The organism is Rhizobium herbae, from assembly GCF_019511375.1.
GTDB classification, from domain to species: Bacteria; Pseudomonadota; Alphaproteobacteria; order Rhizobiales; family Rhizobiaceae; genus Pararhizobium; species Pararhizobium herbae_A.
In genome coordinates this window covers 78,963-97,363 of sequence record NZ_JAEUAO010000003.1, presented here as the reverse complement: position 1 = coordinate 97,363, position 18,401 = coordinate 78,963, and the positions used below count along the sequence as shown (strand labels likewise).

The window sequence follows — 18,401 nt, the reverse complement described above, 5'->3', positions numbered from 1 at the left end:
GCCAAAGAGCAACGCAAGGCGGGTGCCAATTTGCTTGCGGGCAAACAATCGTCGCAAATGCGGAAATTTCATTGACCTCGCTCAAAGACCGGTAGGCGGCCGTGTCTTAGGTTTGCGGCACGATGAACAGCAAAGAGAGCCCGATGGCCCAGGCAATCATGGAAAAATACGGCGAGGCGCGTCTGCCTCGTTACACCAGCTATCCGACAGCTCCGCACTTTGCCGCGATGCCCGACAAGACGATCTATGCCGACTGGATCGCATCCATTCCCACCGGCGAGCCCACGTCGCTCTATCTTCATATTCCGTTCTGCCGCTCGATGTGCTGGTACTGCGGCTGCCACACGACAATCACCCAACGCGATCGGCCGATCCTGGATTATCTCGATGTTCTGCATCGTGAGATCGAACTGGTTGCACAGTTACGCAACCAGAGCCTCTCGGTCGGAGAAATCCATTTTGGCGGCGGTACGCCGACGATTATTCAACCCGGCGAATTCATCGCGCTGATGGACGCCATCCGAAGCAAGCTCGGATGTGCGCCGGCACTCAATACGGCGGTTGAAATCGACCCGCGAACCCTGTCTGGCGAGATGGCCGCTGCTCTTGGCCAGGCGGGTGTCACGCGCGCAAGCCTTGGCGTGCAGAGCTTCGACCCGGTCGTCCAGAAAGCGATCAACCGCATTCAAAGCCTCGAGGTTTCCGCGCTGGCAGTGGAGCGTCTGAGAGATGCAGGTGTTACACGTCTGAATTTCGACCTGATTTACGGGCTGCCTCATCAAACGGTCGATTCCTGCGTCGCAACGGTCGAGGCGGCGATTGCCATGCGTCCGGACCGGTTTGCCGTGTTCGGCTATGCCCATATCCCGGCCTTCAAGAAACATCAGCGGATGATCGACGAAGCCGTATTGCCGGATGCGCATGCGCGAGGTGAGCAGCAGCAAGCCATCGCGAAGGCACTCGTTGCCGCCGGATACGCAAGGATAGGACTGGATCACTTCGCCTTGCTGGATGACGAACTCTCGGTGGCGCGGATGAGCGGCCGACTCCATCGTAATTTCCAGGGTTACACCACGGACGATTGCACCGCGCTCATCGGCCTTGGTGCCTCGGCGATCGGAAAATTTGCGCAAGGCTATGCCCAGAACGAAGTACCCACGGGGCTCTATGCCGACCGCGTTGCCGCTGGCGAGCTTGCCATCGCCAAGGGATATCATCTGACACCTGAAGACCGGTTCCGGGCAGAACTTATTGAGCGGGTCATGTGTGATTTCTCCGTCGATGTCGCGGCGATCGCCGCAAGGCATGGCTTCGATCCCGGGCTTGTCCTCGAAAACAACCCGAAGCTGGACGAGCTGCTTGGCGACGGTCTTGTTCTCATGGCAGGAGGTGCAGTTCGTGTGAACGAGCAATATCGCTTCATCGTCCGGTCCGTCGCTGCGGCTTTCGACGCCTATCTTGGCAGGGAAGGACGAACCTTCAGCAAAGCCGCCTGAAGCCGTCCCTGTAAGCTGCCGATTGCTGGCCTCTCGGCTGACGCAATCGCCCTGGCCGCCGGCTCTACATCAGCTTTTTTCGCTGTTGGAACGAGGGATCGGTGCAGAACCTTCGCCGCAACAATCGTCGCCTCGCGGCCTGCGCGGCGATTGATCGCTCGCAGGGTTGAACACCGAGCACACAGCCCGGGACCCTCAGATCTGGACGGGCTTGATGGTGTCGACGCTGATGTTGCCCTTGAGGACCCCACGTGTGAGATCTGGTCGCGAATGCGCCACCTCAATGACGGTGTAGAGCTTTTCCGACCTGAACGCGCTCGCGTTTCTTGTGGTCACATCCTCGGCGGGAGCTGAGTCAATTTCCATGAAATCGAGCTCACGTTCGGCGGCAACGATGCGCGCATCGCCTGGTGTTCGCGCGGCGACCACCACTTCACCCTGACACGGCGAGTTGTCCCACCGGGGATCGTCGGCTTGCGCTATGGGAACGAGGCGATAGATATTCAGAAGTTCGCGTTCATTGCCCGCTGCGGTCGTCGAGTCGCGGATTTGGGCCCGGCTCTCAACAGACTGACCGAATTCTGTGGGGCTGGTTCCAGGGTCAACATGCTTCTCTTCGTTTCGATTACCTGTGGAGCTCATCGTGTAATCCCGTACAAAAAGCCCAGAAAGCCCGCGGCTATCGCGGCCATGATTGGCTTCGCCTGTGCCTTGCGGCGAAACTCTTTGATCGCCAGACGCCCAGCTCCCGAGGCCGCTTCGCGCAGCGAATCCTGCAACCGCGCGACTTCTGCTCGCAGCGCGCTGAGCTCCTCCTGATTGTGCGCTTTCCGGTCGGTCGCTGCTAGCGCTTCATCAACGAGCGGTGTTGCCTCTTCGATCCGGTTGTCCGTTGCAATCTCGTCATCCGTCATGTCCAACTCCTGGGTGAGGTCGTCCATCGTGTCTTCTCAGTCTCCGCCGTCGCGGCCTGGCCGGCGTAGCCTCCACCACCTTCTGCGCACTCGAAACCGTATCACCGCGTTCGTAACCACTGGCGCGCATGAATGTTCCGCCCAGGTTGGACGAGCGACATCGGCGGGCAGAGTTTCTGCTGGCCCGGCGCGCAGCGGGCGCTCCAAGATGATCCGTCATGGCTCCTCCCACTCGGCATGGAGGCATCACTGCCCGAGCGCTCAAAAGCCCTCAACGCGCGAATGATCATACAACTGGTCTATTTTGGTATGTTGACATGATCTATTTTCCGCCCTAGTCATCGGGCAGCCGAAGAATACGCCACGGGTCGCGGCGTGCATTTCGTTGCCCGTGCCGTCGGCAAGCTGTCGGTGTGGGAAGCCATGCGTCGATCTGGCCTTTTTAGGCGCTGGTATCGTTGTGCTGCAGCTGGTCACATATATTCCGGCACTCTCTCTGGCTGCCGAGCGTTGTTAAACAGGAGATCCATATGGGTGGAAATCCATCTGATATGAGGGTCGAGCGCAAGCCGAAGCTCTTCGAGAACGTCGCGCAAGCCTTGCGGGCGCGAATTCTCGCCGGCGATTTCGACGTTGGGGAAAGGTTGCCGACAGAGCATCGTATGACGGAAATGTTTGGTGTCAGCCGGACGGTTGTTCGCGAAGCCGTTGCGGCTCTTGCGGCCGACAATCTCGTGGAAGCCAGACATGGCGCAGGGGTCTTCGTGCTGGATCATCCGACGCGCAAGATTAGCGCCTTCACCGCGGATATGGGTAACCGCATCAGCCAGGCGGTCAATGTGCTTGAGGTCCGCATGGGCGTCGAGATCGAGAGCGCGGGCCTCGCTGCCCAGCGGCGCAGCCCCTCGCAAGAGGCCCGTATCCAGGAGGCATTCTTCGAGTTCGAACATCTGCTGAAGCTGGCCGAGCCGACAGGCAAAGCTGATTTCGCCTTTCATCGGGAGATCGCTTCAGCAACCAACAACCCGTTTTACGTCGAGATCCTGGACGCCTTGGGTGACCGCACCATTCCATGCGATCCGAATTCCCCCTTGTATTCCGTCGAGGTTCTTTCCCAAGAATATCTCCGCGGCCTGCAACGCGAACATCTGCGCATTCTGCAGGCAATCTCTGCTGGTGATCCCGATGGCGCGCGTGATGCCATGCGCGCGCATCTGGCTGCCGCTCAGGAACGCTACCGCAAGCGCCTTTCGGGCCAGCAGGCAGATTATACCCTACAGGCTTCGCCACCCGCTCGCATCCGAACATTTTGAACGATGGAAGAAGTGACATGACAATTGAATATACTACCCGTTTCGCGATCGACCCCTTCGCCACCGCTGCAATGAGTACGGATGAACTGCGTCACAATTTTCACATCGGCAATCTCTTCGAACCGGGACGGATAAATCTCACCTACACGCACTACGATCGCATGATCGTCGGCGGTGCTGTTCCCACCGATGGTCCGCTCAAGCTCGAGACTATCAAGCCGGTCGGCACGAAATCCTTCCTTGAGCGCCGGGAGCTTGTGGTCGTCAATATTGGCGGCCCGGGTGACGTCGCCGTGGGCGACGGCGCCCATGCGCTCGGCACGCGCGATATGCTCTACGTCGGCCTGGGCGAGGAGGTGGCCTTCACCTCGCAGAGCGCCGCAGCGCCCGCGAAATTCTACTTCCTGTCGGCACCCGCCCATCGCAAGTACCCGACTCGGCTGATTACGCTCGACAACGCCAAGCGTCTCGATCTCGGAAGCCAGGAGACGTCGAACGAGCGCTCCATATTCCAGTTCACCTCCACGATCGAAACCTGCCAGATCGTTGTCGGCATGACGCAGCTTGCAAAGGGGTCGGTGTGGAACACCATGCCCGCCCATGTGCATGACCGCCGCATGGAGGCCTATCTCTACTTCGACCTCGCAGACAACGCCCGCGTCTTCCACTTCATGGGCGAACCTTCGGAGACGCGGCATATCGTGATGGCGAACGATGAGGCGGTCCTGTCGCCGGGCTGGTCGATCCATTCGGGTTGCGGTACTTCCAACTATGCCTTCATCTGGGCCATGGCAGGCGATAATGTCGACTATACAGACGTCGATGCCGTTGCGATCGGAGACATGCGATGAGTGATCTTTCCGCCTTCAGCCTTGCCGGGAAGCGCATCGCAGTGACCGGGGCCAATACGGGCATCGGGCAAGGTATCGCCGTTGCCGTCGCTCGCGCCGGCGGCACCGTGATCGGCATTGGCCGCTCGGCCATGGACGAGACGGCGCGGCTTGTCGAGGCTCAGGGCGCGAGCTTCCTGCCGGCAATGGCGGACATCGCCGATTGCGGAGCCGCGGTTTCCCTGCTCAATGAACTGATGGCGTCCGCTCCGCTCGACGGACTGGTCAACAATGCCGGGATTATCCGCCGCGCCGATGCGATCGATTTTACCGAAGATGACTGGGATGACGTCATGGACGTCAATCTGCGGTCGATGTTCTTTCTCTGCCAGGCCTATGGCCGTAATTGCATCGAGACGCAACGCCCCGGCCGCATCGTCAATATCGCCTCGCTTCTGTCTTTGCAGGGCGGTATCCGGGTAGCGTCCTACACCGCGTCGAAGCACGGCGTGCTCGGCATCACGCGCCTGCTCGCCAACGAGTGGGCAGCCAGTGGCGTCAACGTGAATGCCATTGCTCCCGGCTATATCGAAACCAACAACACCGAAGCGCTACGCAACGATCCGGGCAGGAGCAAGGCCATCCTCGAGCGCATTCCGGCCGGGCGCTGGGGCGTGTCTGATGACATTGGCGATGCGGCAGTCTTTCTGCTCGCCCGGGCATCGAACTACATGCATGGTGTCATCCTTCCCGTAGACGGCGGATGGCTGGCGAGGTGATCACCGTTCAAAGTGCCGATATTTTCGTGCGCGCATCCGAGGCGTCTGGGACAAGACGCCCGACGGAAATCTGCGCCGAATCTTGGGCTACACGGCTGAACTGATGATGGTCGACGGGAAGCCTATCCTCGTCCAAGCGGACTTAATGGGAACGTTCGAGGTTGGATGAGCTGACCTCGGTCATCGACGTTTCAACGCTCGGACCAGGCGCCGCAAAGGCTTCGCCATGCCCAGGAAACAAATCATCTAACCATTCTTATCGCAGGCTGTCGACCGGCTTTCCTGGCAACCAGAATGTGGCCCTAGCTTAAGGTTGCTTGAGGGTGCCCATGCGTCGGCTGTTCAGGTAGTTGAGGCAATCGACCATGTCATCGACTTCATCGAAGTCCAGACAGTCGAGCTGGATGTTTTTATAAAAGGTCGGCTGTCCGGTGAAGATATCGATTACGGACCAGTACTCGTCTCTGTCATTTTTCCTTGCGCTGTACCTGAGGTTACGCATGGGTCATCCTAACATGAGCCTGAAGGTGATACGGTTCGGGCGCCGATTCTGGCGCCGTCCCAGTACCCTGCTGTCGGTCAGAAACGTGAGGATGACCTAATTTGTTCCTTTGAGCCGGACCGTTCACTTTCACGGGTGGGATAGCCCAGCCCAGTAGCCTGCGGAGGCACCATCCGCAAGCACCGGCACCTGTCCGAACGAATTCTTTTGGCCGCGTCCGTTCCGCATGCCGAAGGTGCGACAGGCGGCCGCCAATGAGAACGGCCGCGTTGCACCGTTCATAATTGCAGTTGACGCGATAATTCCAAGGTCCTGGCGAAGTGGCCGCGGCCGCCGCGAAGATCCGCGGCTCGAAGATCAATCACTCGAGCACCCCTTGGAACTCGGCCCGTGCTCCATCGTTGACTGCAACAGGTTCGTGACCGTGGCCGCGGTGCAACGCCCGCCAATGGCGCTATAACCGTTTGTGAAGGAGGCCGAGACAATGGACGTCGATGACAAGAACATTTCTGGAGTGGCTTCCGAAGAAGACCGGGCCAGGGGGCGGGACGCGGAAAAACCACATGAGATCCCGGCCAAAGGGTTCAGGGACGTATTCTGGCGATTGGTGAGCGAAGTGAGCGAGGACCGGGTTACGCTGATCGCCGCGGGAGTGACGTTCTATATTCTGCTTTCACTCTTTCCCGCTCTCGGCGCGCTTGTTTCGCTCTATGGACTCATAGCGGACCCGAGCACGATGGCGAAACAGATCGAGTTCATCTCCGATATACTTCCGCCCGGGGCATTCGACATCATCCTTAACCAGCTCAACGCGCTTGTCCAACAGAAGGCATCTTCGCTAAGCATTAGCTTTGTGATGGGGTTGGCAATAGCGATCTGGAGCGCGAACAACGGGATGAAGGCGACCTTCGATGCGATGAACGTTGCCTACGGCGAGGCCGAAAAAAGAGGTATCGTACGACTGAACCTGATCTCCCTGACCTTAACGCTCGGAGCGCTGATCTTCGCCGCAATTCTGATCGCGGCGATTGGAGGTGTTCCGGCGGTACTTGCCTACGTATGGCTGGACGGTTGGCAGGAAACCCTAATTCGCTTCCTGCGGTGGCCAGTCCTGCTGATCCTGGTCGCCGGAGGGATCAGCCTGATCTATCACTACGGCCCAAGCAGGGAGCCCGCGAAGTTCCGGTGGCTGAGTTGGGGAGCCGTGTTCAGTACCCTTCTTTGGCTGGCGGGCTCCATACTGTTCTCCTATTATCTCGAGACATTTGCCGACTATCAGGCGACCTATGGGGCGTTGGGCGCATTAATCGGCTTCATGGTTTGGACCTGGATCTCGGTCATCGCACTGATCGTCGGAGCGGAGCTGAACGCCGAACTGGAGCACCAGACGGCGCGCGATACGACGACCGGAGCACCCTTGCCAATGGGCGAACGGGGGGCATATGTCGCGGACACGATCGGGCCGCCGGTGGACTGACGCCTATGCCTGAAGTTGGCGGCATCGACTCCAGGAGCGTTGCCGGTCGCCGAAAGCACAGGCAAAGCTGAATGAATGCGCTGCGGTGGGTACATTCCTCCCCGCCTCAACAGATGCGCTCTTCTCATCCGCCCTTGATCTCGCTTCGGGAACAATTCCTCCACGTGCAAGTTCTGCCAGCTAAGTTAGTGGCCGCTAATTAAGTGGAGGTAGACACGATGTCTCAGGATTTTCCCGCCGGCGGGACACAGCCCCCTGATAACAGAAACAGCACTTCAGACGACCCCGCCGCTGCTACAACGGTGGGCTTCAGCGAACTTAAAGACAAGGTCGCTGACGACCTTGATGCAGCTCGGGGTATGATCAACGACGGCGCTGAAGCAGCGGTCGCAAAGGTGAAGGAGTCGGTTTCAACACAGACGAACTTCGCCGCGCGCCAAGCCCAGGGAATCGCCAGCGCACTCGAAAAAGTCGGCGCCGAACTTGAACACGGCGAGCAGCCCCAAGTCGGCCGATATGCCAGGCAGATTGGCGGTAGCATTCAAAGGTTCGCCAGGGAGATCGAAGATCGGGACATTGGCGAGGTTGCCGGCATGGCCGAAGATTTCGGGCGCAGACAGCCGCTCGCCTTTCTCGGTGTCGCGGCAATCGCGGGCTTCGCTGCCAGTCGGTTTCTCATGGCCTCTGCGAAGCGCGGCTCCGGACCGGAGATGGATGTGACCGGGCCGACGATGGTCCCATCGGACACTCAGTCCGGCCGAGCTTCCGGGATCGCGACGGGAGGACAAATCAATGGTTAAGCCAAATGACGATGCACCACTTTCTCAACTTGTGACCGGCCTGCTTTCCGATGTCACGGGATTGCTTCGCAAAGAGATAGACCTTGCGAAAACCGAGGTTTCGGAGAAGCTTTCAAAAGCGATCGGCGGCATTGAAGTGCTGCTCGCAGGTGTTGTCCTGGCAATTGGCGCGATTGGCGTTCTGCTCGGTGCGCTTGTCGGCGTCCTTGCCGCAGTCATGGTCAATCAGGGGATGACCGAGGTGAACGCCGACGCAGCCGCGGCAGTGATGGTTGGCTTGCTTGTCGCCGTGGTTGCCTGGGCGCTGGTCGCGCGGGGCCTCGCGGTATTGCGAGGATCCAGCTTGAATCTGGATCGGACGACCGCATCTCTGCGCCGTGACATGAACGTCGTCAAGGAGAAGATGTGATGGACCATCCTGTCGAAAAAACCTCCGCCGACATCCAGAGAGAAATAGATGTCGATCGCCAGCGAATTGAGGAACGTATCGGCGCAATTCAGGACCGAATGTCGCCGGGGCAAATGCTGGACGAAGTGCTTGCCTACGCAAAGGCAAGCGGGGGCGGAGAATATGTGAGCAATCTTGGCCGGGCGATAAAGTCGAACCCGCTACCCGTTGCATTGATGGGCGTCAGCCTTGCCTGGCTTATGGCAAAGCAGGGGGATACGTCATCGTCGCTGAACACGTCGACCTCCGAGCGCGCCGATGCATATCCACTCTATCCCGCAAAAGGCGACGTTCGCCGGGTCGGTCCGGCCGTGCTCGAAGATGGGGCGAGATACAGCCGGTTCACCGATGAAACCGGTCGGCAGTTCAAGGCCCTGACGGATGCCGAGGGTCGTCGTGCGGGGCACTTCGTGGATGAGGCCGGCAATATGTATCGCGGCTTCGTTGATGCTGGTGGAAGACATATCGAACGTATACTCGACGAGACGGGGAAGATCCTTGATCAGGCTACAGGATGGGGTTCGCAAGCCTGGTCGAGCGTCAAGGAGGCTGTTGGCGAAGCTGGCGAAAAGGCCTCGAGCCTCGCAAGCTCGATCTCTCAAGGTTCCGGAGCCGCTGCCGCGACAATTCAGCACCGTGTCGACGACCTCAATCGCACAATTCTCACCCACTTCCGCAATCAACCGCTCGTGGGAGGGGCATTGGCGTTTGCAGTTGGCGCGGCAATAGGCGCGGCCCTTCCTCCCACCGAACAGGAAGACAGCGCACTGGGAGAATCCTCTGACAAATTGAAAAAAGACGTGACGACCCAGGCTGTGGACGCATTTGATCAGGGCAAGGAGGCTGCTTCAGAAGCTTTTGAAAAGGCAATGGCTGTGGCGTCAGATGTTCATGATGCCGCCAAGGATCGGGTAATGCAGGAGGTAGAACACAGCCGGGATATTGGGGGGGATCATCGCTAGCAAGCTCGATCGCGTTCACGAGAAAAGAACGGAGAGGGTGTTCAAGAGGATGCCGCAACTGCGATTGTACGTCTGCGCCAGTCTCGTCGGCCGGGCTTGGCGCCGGCCTTGCGTCGCAATGACGAAGGATTTTCCGAAACACAATTGTGTCAAGCTGGCCAAGCGTTCGTCAAGACGAGCGTCGTTAAAGCGAGTGCGAGACACGCACCGGGCTCTCGGCCATGGCGGCATCGAGTTTCCGCCGCAGCAGCGCGCGATAGAGCTTGAGGTGTTCGCGCGCGCAGCCGAGGCGGTCGGCGGGTTGTCGCATGGAGACGCGTAGCCGCTCCCAGATTTGGGTGTCACCCAATACTTCGACGATACGGTCAGCAAGATCCTGACTGCTGCCTGCGCGGAAGTGCAGGCCGTCCTTTCCGTCACGCACCTTCTCGGCCATCCCGCCGATGTCGGAGCAGATCATCGGCCTGCCATGGAGCAGGGCCTCCTGGATTACGACGGGCGAGTTTTCCCACCAGACGGACGGCAAAACCACCCAGTCGACCGAACGCATCAGGCGTGGCATGTCCGCATTCTGGTAGGCGCCGTAGAATCGGACGCGGTCGCCGGCGTCGGCGATGAGCTTCTTCATCCGTTCCTGGAATTCGATCGGCTGTCGCTCGAGGTTGCCGCCGAAGATCATCAAGCAGGAGTCTTCACCCCATATCTCCTTCGGGATGCGCGAAACAGCGTCGATCAGGACATCGACCCCCTTGAACGGGGTCATCTGGCCGAAATAGGCAAAGCGGTTGCGGCGCGGGTTGGGACCTTGCAACTCTCGCGGGGGCACAGCTGCTTCCATGGTGATCCCGTTTTCGATGACGCGGAACTTGTCCTCTTCAATGCCCCATTTGACATAGCGCTCGGCCAGAAAGCGGCTCGGGGAGACGAAGGCGTCTGCAAGGCCAAGCATCCCGCGCGCAAACATCTCCCGCTTGAAGAAGCGCGAGACGGGGATTTCTGGAAAGCAGCCGTGGCAGGCGGCGGGGGAGGCTGCTTCGCAGAGCTGGCCGGAAGGCCGTTTCACCATTTGCCCGTGATTGTGGCAGATCGCCAGATATTCGTGGAAAGTGACGAGTATGGCTGCGTGCGGAAATGCTTCTCTAAGGGCGTAGAGCGCTTCGAGGCCGATGCCGAGAACATGATGGAAATGCACGACATGGGGCCTGAGATCGCGCGCGAAACGCAACAGGTCCCGACTGATCGCCTGTGTGTCGCCGTTGGACAAAAGGAAGTGGTCGTAGTCGTCCGTGTGGAACAGTAGCTCGTCTTCGGCAAGGCGAAGGCTCATCAGCGCGGAGGCGGCGTGCCGTGGTACTGGATGGCCGACCCGGGCCAGGTAAGCCGATTCCACGTTCGGTAATGCCTTCAAGCCAAGATGCAGGTTGTGAGACGCGATTTCCGCTCCGCCGAGCGAGATTGTCGGGTGGGCATGCGAGACGACAAGGACGCGAAGCTTCTCGTTCATGCGGGCCTCTCTTCTGAGTGCTGTTCCGTCGCGAGGACAGGCGTCCATTGGCTCTTGAAGATCTTTCGATCGATCTCCTCCACAAGAGCCGCCATCGCCGGACCGTCACGGTCGCATGCGTCGTCGCAGCCCCACATCTGCACCGATGGCAGCAAGTAGGAGTCGATGCCGGACCGGCTGAGGCGGAGGCCGAGATCCAGGCCCTTTTCCTGCGTGCCCAGATAGCCGCCGGAAAAGCCGCCCGCGCGCAACAGGGCGTCGCGGGGCATGACGCAGCACTCGAGCGAGGCTGCCGCGATACGGGTCAGCGTCATGTCGGCAACTGCCTTGAGCGGATATCCAGTATAGCGGCCCACGACGGGTTGGTCGCGGTTGTCTTCGTCGATCCAGTTTCCCGCCCAGCGAATGGAATGGTCCTCGTAAGCTTGGACGGGCGAGATGATGCTTCCTTTCAGGGTCGCGCTCGTGGCCACGAGCTTGCCGTACCAACCCGGCCCCTGCGGGATCAGTGAGGCGGAAAGCGACACGACAGTTTCACAGGAAAGTGCTTGCGTGCCGGCTTTCAGCACGTCGTAGCAGTCGGCCGTACCCTTCGCCGAAACCAGCCTGACCGAAAGCCGATAGAAGCGCGCGAGTTCACCGAGGCGGGCAGCCTGCCTGCGATAGCGCTCGGCAGGCATGACAATCACGATCGGCGCGCGCCGGGTCTCCGGATCGAGCGCAAGCAAGGCCAGCAGCGGGGAAATGTGCTCCTCCGTCTCCCCGGTGCCAATGACGATCGGCGGGCTGCTTTCCTGATCGAAGGGTTCAGTATCCAGGATCGCGTCAATGACCGGCGCCGACCTTCCGGTTTCGCTGAGGAATGGGACAATTTGTGTATCGATGATCGCCGGCAACGCACAGTCGGCGGGATCGATGGAGCCGATGTGGCGCAATGCCGCCAGGCGCGCCGAAACCCGCGTTGGTTTCACCGGCAAAAATGCACGGCGGGAATCGCGCAGCGTCAGTTCGAAGTAGAGAGGGGCACCAGAATCTTCGCTGGGCAATCTGGCGTGGCAGATGAAGCCGTGCGCATGCTGTTCGCTCCGCAGGCTCGACACCAAGTGCTGCTGGTCGTTGAAACTGTCCGCGACATCGGGACGATCGAGCCGCGTCCAGCGTTCGTCGACACGAGTACCAGCACCGCCTCGACGCAGTCTTACCGCGGCAACGTGGTCGTCGGGGTCGTAAAGCCAGCCGGAGACGAGGAGATTTCCTCCATCGGCCTCAAAGGTGTGGTCTGTCCCCATCCGGACGGGATAAGGCAGGCTGGAGACGGTTTCTTTGCCGTCAAAGCTGTTGGCGGCCGCTCGCAGGGACATGAGCACGTCTGGCGCGCCGTGTGAGCGCAGCAGGAGCGACCGGATGTGTTCGGGCGTTTCCAGCGGTCCGGCGATGCGCCTTCGCGGGTGGACCGCGGCATACCTCCAGCCGGCGCGCCCTCGATAGACCAGGCCTTCAATGTCGAGAGCGCGGCCAGCCTGATTGGCCTCGAGCAGACCAACAAAACCTGAGGCGCTATCGGGAGCGTCCGGGCGGGGAAAAACCGCGATGCCGCACTCCTCGACCACCGGTCTCGCGTTGCCTACCAAGGACACCCGACAAGGTCCGGGCACCATGCTGCGGCTCCAGCCCTGCAGGAACGTCGTGCGGTCATGGCTTTCACCGATCAACTCGACGAAACCATCACTTGCGTCGGCAGCCTGCAAAAGGGTCGTGATGGTCAGAAGCCTGCGACGATTAACGTTGCCGACCATCAGAACGTCCACGAGACGGTCAATGACCGCGGCCGACTGAGATCCTGCGGACTCGGTCACGAGCGCGGCTGCTTCCTCCGCAGAGGCAAGTCGGGGCGCAAAGATGTAGCCTGCGCCCGTCTCATCCTCACCGAACCGTATCGTGGTCATGCCCCGGTCCGTGGCCCCTGTCGGCAGGAGTGCCGCGAAGCCGTGCTTGGCCCGTGGTGAGGGCGCGGCCAGTCGCCATTGCGAGACAAACGCGCGTCGCGTGCCCGCTTGATCCCCGTCGACGCCGACCACCACTTCGCCGGCCATGACACGACCGAGGCCGATGATCAGCAAAGTTGTCTCGTCAACGCGGCAGCCCAGAACCCTTCCAGAGCGCATCGCCCTGCTCGCCCTTTGCTTGCCTGCTGCGGGGCCGATAACCGGGGAGGATTGTTCTGTAACCAGCACGGCGTAACCTTCCTGCATCAGATCCTGGCAATCAGCGCAAGGCCTGCGCCCGCGGTAAATCCCACAAGAACGAACAGCAGCAGCAGCAGCGGCTTCAACTCGCCGTTCGCACGTTTCTGCAAGGAATTCATGCTCTTCTCCATTCCTGCCACCACCCCATCCAGCCGCATCAGATGGACATCGAGATCATTGAGCCTTTGGCTGATATCCACCCTGAGGCTGTCGACCGCGTCGCTGATACTGGTCAGTCCGATGGTCTCGGTCTCGGACTTGTCGGCATCGATTTGTGACGTGCGCTGCACCGAGCGCTGTGAGACCTGCAACTGCCGCTGCGCTGCCATCAATACGTCGAGCTTGTCCAGCACTTTCGTCAGCGGCGCGGCGATAAGAGCTTCGGCCGCCTGCTCATCTGGCTGTGGAACGCGCAAGGCTTGCTCGGAACCACTTCCATTTCGCGCCACGACGACTAGATCGCTCGCCCGCGACTGGACGGGTTCGGGCAGGGCGATTTCAAATGCGTGCTTGCCATCGCCGATACCGTTGCGCCGCAAGTCGGGACGATTGCGATCGGCAACCGCCTCGGCAATCACCTTTGAATCCAGAAGCACACGGATGGTCAGCCGCTGATCCGGCGCCATCGGGTCGAATGCCCAGCCGAAGATCCGACCCATGTCGATGGCATCCACCCGGCCGTTCATCGGCTTGGCATTGTCCTGTTCGGATGCGGCATCCGGTCTTTCAGCGGGATTAGCCATGGTGTTCTCCTATGCCTGAACCTGCGCGGGTTCGATCTGCTTGAGATAGCGGCGGGCGGTCGTGTCGATGTCGTCGGGTTTGCGCGCGTTTTTGGAGAACTGGCGCAGCAGGTCGGGCGCTTCCAATATGCTACGCATCGCGGCGGCGAGCGCTCGTGCATCGTTTGGTGGAACAGTTAGGCCGGTGACACCGTGCTCGACCATTTCAGCCATTCCCCCGATGTTGCTGGCAATGACCGGCCGGCCCTGAGCCTGGGCTTCCTGAATGACCAGCGGCGCGTTCTCCCACCAGACGGAAGGAACGATGGTGCAGTCGACCGAGGCCACCAGATCACCTATATCTTCGCGCCGATAGGGGCCGCGGGGCTGCACAGATGTTGCCGTTTCTGCGAAGCGGCGATCGATCTCGTCGACAAAAGCCTGACTCTGGAAGGGCGCGCCGCCATGGACGCGAAGCTCGAATTCCAGGCCATCGGCCAGTAGCTGGCGCGCAGCGTCGAGCAATATAGTCACCCCTTTCCAGGGGTTGAGATTTCCGAAATATCCGAAGACGGGCCGCCCGCCATCGAGCAGCTCCCTTCGCGCGCCAGCATTTCGGATGGGGATACCATTGGGAATGACGCTGATCGCATCTTCGTCCAGCCCCCATTGCACGAAGCGCTCTCGCAAAAAGGCACTTGGCGCGACGAAGTGGTCGACGGTGCTTAGCAGGGCCTTCAGGTGGCGTTCGCGCAAGGCAAAGCGATCGAGCGGAATGTCCTTGAAGCAGCCATGGCAGCGGTCCGGGCTTGCTTGGTGACAAAGCTCCTTGCTGCCGGTGCGCACCATCAGGCCGTCGTGATGGCAGATGGGGTAGTAGTCATGGAGCGTCATGACGATCTGGCAGTCCGGCAGGGTGCGGCGGACAATGTGCGGGAACTCGGCGCCAAGCAGCAGCAGGTGGTGGAGGTGGACCACATCCGGTCGGAAATCGCGCAGCAACTCCGCTATATCCGGCACCACGCCGTAAAGGTCGATCTGGCTCATGAAGAAGCGGTCGAAGTGCCCCGACCACAGCAGGACCTCGTCTCCTGCCGGACCGATGCCCTGAAAGCTCGTGCCCGGCCTGGCCTCGCGATGGATCTGGTTCGTGGCACCGAGAAACAAGGCCTCGTGTCCTGCGCGCTGGTAGGCACGAAACAAGTCATGAGCGAAGATCTCCGTTCCTCCCGGGTGGAGGGACGGATGGTTGTGGGCGGCCACCAGAATGCGCTTGCTCATCGCCCATTTCCCCGACGCTTGGCCACGATGAAGTCCTGATGGTGCCCGGCATCGGTACCGCGCCAGTGGCCAAGCGATTTCAGAGCGACTGAGAGGCCAGCCCGTTCGAGCGCTTTGTCCAGAAAGCCGTCTTCGAAGCCGATCGCGGCAAGCGGTGGCTGGTTTGGTACGAACCAGAATGGGCTTTCGCCATAGCGGTGGAACGCGAGACGCGGATCGCGCCGCCTGTTTTCGTTTGCCGCAGCGATCCCGTCGATGACGAACGCAGTCATGAACAGGCGGCCCCGGGGTGACAGGACTCTGCGGACCTCCGAGAGGTAGACAAGCACCTCCGCAGGCGGCAGATGAGTGACTACGGACGTCATTATGACGAAGTCGAAATGGGAATCCGGAAAGGGCAGGGCCAAGGCCTTCCCGCTGATCTTGCCGCTCGGATTGTAGAGTTCGTGCGCGACGTCCAGTCGCTGGAAGGCGAAATTGGGGTAAGCGGGCGTGATCGTCCGCTGACACCAGCCAATGCCGCCCTCAACTGGATCGATGCCGTCGTAGCGGCTCGCTTGGGGGTCGAGATACTGCGTGAGCGGCACGGCCATCCGGCCAATGCCACAACCAATGTCGAGCACGCGGCTGTCTTCGCGCAGGCCGCCGATGCGAATAAAGTGACCGAGAAACTCCGCTCCTATCGCGCGAAAATCACCGTCTCCCACGAAGACATTGGTCGAATCCGGTTGCGGCAGAAAACGATTGCCCCGAACGGATTCGATCAACCACCGAACACGGTCCTCATCGATCAGCCGGGGGGGCGGCGCGGGGGGCTGCATGAGTGCCGCTTGCGTCATGCTGCGTTCCTTTCCTCGACGTTTCTACCCGCTGCCGAAGGGCGATCCGGGTCGCTACCGAACTGGCTGCTGGCCATCAGTTCGGTGATGTCGTCCTCCCAACGCTGCGTGTGCAGCCATGAATTATATTGGCTCGCAACGCCGCGCATGTAGTCCTGGCTGCGGCGGATCGAGCGACGCTCGAAATGATAGAGGCACGCTGCCGGCTCATAGGCTATCTGGAGCCCAAGGCGGCGGATCTTGAGGCACAGGTCGCTGTCCTCGTAGTCGCCGATCACGTAGTCCTCGGTGTAACCGCCAACGCGCTCGTAGGTGTTCCTGCGGGTCACGAGGCAAGCGCCGGTGACGCCAGGAACGTTGCGGGCGCGTTGCGCCGGCGCGTAGTCGCCGGGCATCCCCTTGTGGAAGTGGTGGTTCAACCAGACCCCGCGCTGGTCGCGGGCGAAGTAGAGCCCGGCATGCTGCAGCGATCCGTCTTCGAAAATCAGCTTCGGTCCGATGGCCCCAAGGTCCTGCCTTTCCAACAACTGACGCGACAGGACCCGGAGCCAGCCTGGCGCGCACGGCACGACATCCGAATTGAGCATCACCAGTATGGCGCCGCGTGCAAAACGTGCGCCGGCATTGCAAGCACGGGCATAGCCTCCGTTGCGATTCATGACCACCAACTTCATCGGTAGCCCGTGCAGCAGGTGCAAGCCACCCAGAAGGTGCTCCGTCTCATCCTGGATTTCCGGTGAATCAAGGACGAAGATGATCTCCGCATTGGCGACGAGCCACGGGTCGGTGGCCATTCCCGACAACTGGAAGCGCAGGAAATCAAGCACCTTGTAGAGGGGCACGACGATCGAAACGAGGGGTGTGGTTTCCGACGGGCTGTAGTCCTTTGTGCTGTCGACCTCTATCGCTTTGCCCAGTCGCCGCTCTACGTCCTGCAAGGCGGGAGCAAGGATTGTACGGAAAGCGCGGTCGACGGCATGTTGCGGTGGCACGGCGCGCAGGATGTGGTTTCGTTGTATAGTCGGCTCGAAAGCCTGTGGCTTCGGTACAAGAGGCCTCACCGCTCCCGAGGCAAGGCGCATCTGAAATCGTGGCTGCAGAAGCGGCCCGGGGGATTCCGCCAGCGGGACCCACGCAATGAAACCGGTCACATCGGTCTTGCTCTTCGCATCCTTGCCTTGCGCCCACGCGGGAAATTCGTAGCTGTTTGCGTCGAGCGGCACCGCCGTGCCGTCCTCTTTGACGTAGTCGATGCCGGCGAACACGGTTGATGGCGCATGGAACCAGCCGCCAGCCAGCAGACCGTCATCGAGCGCCAGGGCGAGATCGACCTCCCCGGACGGGTGCATGGACGACTTGGCGATCCTGCTTGTTGCCAGTGGTGCGCGGACTTGGAGGTCGATCGCCGTGGCGGCTCCGCTTTGCGGCAACGTCGCGAGTCGCCGGACGATCATTTCGCGCAGTTCCTCCGCCGCACGGTTCTTGTCCCACCACCTCTGGAGGCTGGGATGGCGAGGCTTGCCGTCGACAACCTGGCGGATGGCGATGCCGTTCTTGCTCACGAGGACGATCAGAAAGGGAGTGGAAGGGAAAGGCGCCTCCGCGATGAAATGACACGAGTGCAGGCTGTGTTTCGCGTTGCGTCCGATAACCGGCCTTACGGCCATGCGTGTGATCGAAGCCGGCCCGATCGCATAGATCGCTGTGATCTCGCCCAGATCCGGATTGATGGCCGTCTCGATTAAGTGGCACCCTTGCGCTACCGGGCACACGATGCTGGCGGCCTGCGGTTCAGGTACGAGCGCGTGAAGGGCGTCTTCAACCACCATGCTGAAAAGCTGATCGCCGGCAATGCGGAAGGCGCTTCGCCACACAGTCAGTAGGTTGTTGACGAATTTGATACGGGCTTCTGGCGCAAGATTGGCGAACAAGGCCTCCACATCGAGAGGCGCTAGCGCGCGCGCAGGCTGCATTACGATGGTATCGAACGTGTCGCCGTCTTCGGTGCAAATGCCCACAGTCGCCGGCTGCTTTCCTGGCCGCATCGCCCAGAACATGCGTTGGCGTCCATTGGCAAGCGGAAGCATCATGCTGACAAGCGGTATCGGCGACTGGTCCATGGACAACAGGCACCTTGTGGCGGCGGGGAGGGCTGCGGGGAGGTCCCAGACAAGGACGGCAAGCTCTGTGCCGAGCCGAAAGATCCTTGCGCTCCTGAAAACGCCAGTGGCGTCTATCGCATCGTCGAACGTCACACGCTATCCTTCTGAATCGAATAGCGCGCCCCA

Annotated in this window: 17 protein-coding genes; 8 read left to right on the top strand and 9 right to left on the bottom strand. The window is 60.6% G+C overall.

All coding sequences use genetic code 11. The features are described 5' to 3' along the window. Positions 1–143: 143 nt before the first annotated feature. Positions 144–1,496 carry an oxygen-independent coproporphyrinogen III oxidase gene (gene hemN / locus JNB71_RS13585; protein ID WP_220372349.1) on the top strand — a complete coding sequence of 451 codons (1,353 nt, stop codon included), beginning with the start codon at positions 144–146 and terminating at the stop codon, positions 1,494–1,496. Between the two features lie 195 nt (positions 1,497–1,691). On the opposite strand, the gene JNB71_RS13580 is transcribed toward hemN, so the two are convergent. Then, complete coding sequence (locus tag JNB71_RS13580; protein ID WP_220372348.1) at positions 1,692–2,138, bottom strand: hypothetical protein; 447 nt, start codon at positions 2,136–2,138, stop codon at positions 1,692–1,694. Continuing rightward, on the bottom strand, positions 2,135–2,437 hold the full coding sequence (locus JNB71_RS13575; RefSeq protein ID WP_220372347.1) for a hypothetical protein: 303 nt from the start codon (positions 2,435–2,437) through the stop codon (positions 2,135–2,137). The genes JNB71_RS13580 and JNB71_RS13575 overlap by 4 nt, the downstream gene beginning before the upstream one ends. A 503-nt stretch (positions 2,438–2,940) precedes the next feature. Between JNB71_RS13575 and JNB71_RS13570 the strand changes: the two genes are divergently transcribed. The 3 genes from JNB71_RS13570 to kduD are packed head-to-tail and all read left to right on the top strand — an operon-like array spanning position 2,941 to position 5,332. Then, positions 2,941–3,723 carry a FadR/GntR family transcriptional regulator gene (locus JNB71_RS13570; protein WP_220372346.1) on the top strand — a complete coding sequence of 261 codons (783 nt, stop codon included), beginning with the start codon at positions 2,941–2,943 and terminating at the stop codon, positions 3,721–3,723. 17 nt (positions 3,724–3,740) lie between these two features. Beyond that, on the top strand, positions 3,741–4,574 hold the full coding sequence (gene kduI, locus JNB71_RS13565) for a 5-dehydro-4-deoxy-D-glucuronate isomerase (protein WP_220372345.1): 834 nt from the start codon (positions 3,741–3,743) through the stop codon (positions 4,572–4,574). Next, the gene (kduD, locus tag JNB71_RS13560; RefSeq protein WP_220372344.1) at positions 4,571–5,332 is read left to right on the top strand and encodes a 2-dehydro-3-deoxy-D-gluconate 5-dehydrogenase KduD; all 762 of its coding nucleotides are present in this window, start codon (positions 4,571–4,573) and stop codon (positions 5,330–5,332) included. The genes kduI and kduD overlap by 4 nt, the downstream gene beginning before the upstream one ends. A gap of 307 nt (positions 5,333–5,639) precedes the next feature. Here kduD and JNB71_RS13555 read toward each other — a convergent pair whose 3' ends face one another. Further along, positions 5,640–5,834, bottom strand: coding sequence for a hypothetical protein (locus JNB71_RS13555; protein WP_220372343.1), 195 nt, complete (start codon positions 5,832–5,834; stop codon positions 5,640–5,642). Between the two features lie 484 nt (positions 5,835–6,318). Between JNB71_RS13555 and JNB71_RS13550 the strand changes: the two genes are divergently transcribed. From JNB71_RS13550 to JNB71_RS13535, 4 genes are all read left to right on the top strand, one after another. Next, positions 6,319–7,311, top strand: a complete 993-nt coding sequence (locus JNB71_RS13550) for a YihY/virulence factor BrkB family protein (protein WP_220372342.1) — start codon at positions 6,319–6,321, stop codon at positions 7,309–7,311. Between the two features lie 218 nt (positions 7,312–7,529). Further along, complete coding sequence (locus tag JNB71_RS13545; RefSeq protein WP_223215851.1) at positions 7,530–8,111, top strand: nutrient deprivation-induced protein; 582 nt, start codon at positions 7,530–7,532, stop codon at positions 8,109–8,111. Then, positions 8,104–8,520, top strand: coding sequence for a phage holin family protein (locus JNB71_RS13540; protein WP_220372341.1), 417 nt, complete (start codon positions 8,104–8,106; stop codon positions 8,518–8,520). Before JNB71_RS13545 ends, JNB71_RS13540 begins: the two co-directional genes overlap by 8 nt. Next, complete coding sequence (locus JNB71_RS13535) at positions 8,520–9,521, top strand: DUF3618 domain-containing protein (RefSeq protein WP_220372340.1); 1,002 nt, start codon at positions 8,520–8,522, stop codon at positions 9,519–9,521. Before JNB71_RS13540 ends, JNB71_RS13535 begins: the two co-directional genes overlap by 1 nt. Before the next feature lie 184 nt (positions 9,522–9,705). On the opposite strand, the gene JNB71_RS13530 is transcribed toward JNB71_RS13535, so the two are convergent. The 6 genes from JNB71_RS13530 to JNB71_RS13505 all read right to left on the bottom strand — a co-directional run bounded on the left by JNB71_RS13530 (position 9,706) and on the right by JNB71_RS13505 (position 18,368). Next, positions 9,706–11,025: a glycosyltransferase family 4 protein gene (locus tag JNB71_RS13530; protein WP_220372339.1), complete on the bottom strand. Its 1,320-nt coding sequence runs from the start codon at positions 11,023–11,025 to the stop codon at positions 9,706–9,708. Then, on the bottom strand, positions 11,022–13,190 hold the full coding sequence (locus tag JNB71_RS13525) for a glycosyltransferase family 2 protein (RefSeq protein ID WP_222857315.1): 2,169 nt from the start codon (positions 13,188–13,190) through the stop codon (positions 11,022–11,024). Before JNB71_RS13525 ends, JNB71_RS13530 begins: the two co-directional genes overlap by 4 nt. Positions 13,191–13,276: 86 nt before the next feature. Beyond that, a complete protein-coding gene (locus tag JNB71_RS13520) occupies positions 13,277–14,014 on the bottom strand; it encodes a hypothetical protein (RefSeq protein WP_220372337.1) in 738 nt (245 codons plus the stop codon). A gap of 9 nt (positions 14,015–14,023) precedes the next feature. Next, positions 14,024–15,274 (bottom strand): glycosyltransferase family 4 protein, encoded by a 1,251-nt coding sequence (locus JNB71_RS13515; RefSeq protein ID WP_220372336.1) that lies wholly within the window; start codon positions 15,272–15,274, stop codon positions 14,024–14,026. Continuing rightward, positions 15,271–16,113: a class I SAM-dependent methyltransferase gene (locus tag JNB71_RS13510; protein WP_220372335.1), complete on the bottom strand. Its 843-nt coding sequence runs from the start codon at positions 16,111–16,113 to the stop codon at positions 15,271–15,273. Before JNB71_RS13510 ends, JNB71_RS13515 begins: the two co-directional genes overlap by 4 nt. Beyond that, positions 16,110–18,368, bottom strand: a complete 2,259-nt coding sequence (locus tag JNB71_RS13505) for a glycosyltransferase family 2 protein (RefSeq protein ID WP_220372334.1) — start codon at positions 18,366–18,368, stop codon at positions 16,110–16,112. Before JNB71_RS13505 ends, JNB71_RS13510 begins: the two co-directional genes overlap by 4 nt. Positions 18,369–18,401: the final 33 nt, after the last annotated feature.

Excerpts from the sequence above, each read along its gene's own strand:
- hemN (WP_220372349.1), top strand. The coding sequence starts at position 144 with ATGGCCCAGGCAATCATGGAAAAATACGGCGAGGCGCGTCTGCCTCGT.
- JNB71_RS13580 (WP_220372348.1), bottom strand. The coding sequence starts at position 2,138 with ATGAGCTCCACAGGTAATCGAAACGAAGAGAAGCATGTTGACCCTGGA.
- JNB71_RS13575 (WP_220372347.1), bottom strand. The coding sequence starts at position 2,437 with ATGGACGACCTCACCCAGGAGTTGGACATGACGGATGACGAGATTGCA.
- JNB71_RS13570 (WP_220372346.1), top strand. The coding sequence starts at position 2,941 with ATGGGTGGAAATCCATCTGATATGAGGGTCGAGCGCAAGCCGAAGCTC.
- kduI (WP_220372345.1), top strand. The coding sequence starts at position 3,741 with ATGACAATTGAATATACTACCCGTTTCGCGATCGACCCCTTCGCCACC.
- kduD (WP_220372344.1), top strand. The coding sequence starts at position 4,571 with ATGAGTGATCTTTCCGCCTTCAGCCTTGCCGGGAAGCGCATCGCAGTG.
- JNB71_RS13555 (WP_220372343.1), bottom strand. The coding sequence starts at position 5,834 with ATGCGTAACCTCAGGTACAGCGCAAGGAAAAATGACAGAGACGAGTAC.
- JNB71_RS13550 (WP_220372342.1), top strand. The coding sequence starts at position 6,319 with ATGGACGTCGATGACAAGAACATTTCTGGAGTGGCTTCCGAAGAAGAC.
- JNB71_RS13545 (WP_223215851.1), top strand. The coding sequence starts at position 7,530 with ATGTCTCAGGATTTTCCCGCCGGCGGGACACAGCCCCCTGATAACAGA.
- JNB71_RS13540 (WP_220372341.1), top strand. The coding sequence starts at position 8,104 with ATGGTTAAGCCAAATGACGATGCACCACTTTCTCAACTTGTGACCGGC.
- JNB71_RS13535 (WP_220372340.1), top strand. The coding sequence starts at position 8,520 with ATGGACCATCCTGTCGAAAAAACCTCCGCCGACATCCAGAGAGAAATA.
- JNB71_RS13530 (WP_220372339.1), bottom strand. The coding sequence starts at position 11,025 with ATGAACGAGAAGCTTCGCGTCCTTGTCGTCTCGCATGCCCACCCGACA.
- JNB71_RS13525 (WP_222857315.1), bottom strand. The coding sequence starts at position 13,190 with ATGCGCTCTGGAAGGGTTCTGGGCTGCCGCGTTGACGAGACAACTTTG.
- JNB71_RS13520 (WP_220372337.1), bottom strand. The coding sequence starts at position 14,014 with ATGGCTAATCCCGCTGAAAGACCGGATGCCGCATCCGAACAGGACAAT.
- JNB71_RS13515 (WP_220372336.1), bottom strand. The coding sequence starts at position 15,274 with ATGAGCAAGCGCATTCTGGTGGCCGCCCACAACCATCCGTCCCTCCAC.
- JNB71_RS13510 (WP_220372335.1), bottom strand. The coding sequence starts at position 16,113 with ATGACGCAAGCGGCACTCATGCAGCCCCCCGCGCCGCCCCCCCGGCTG.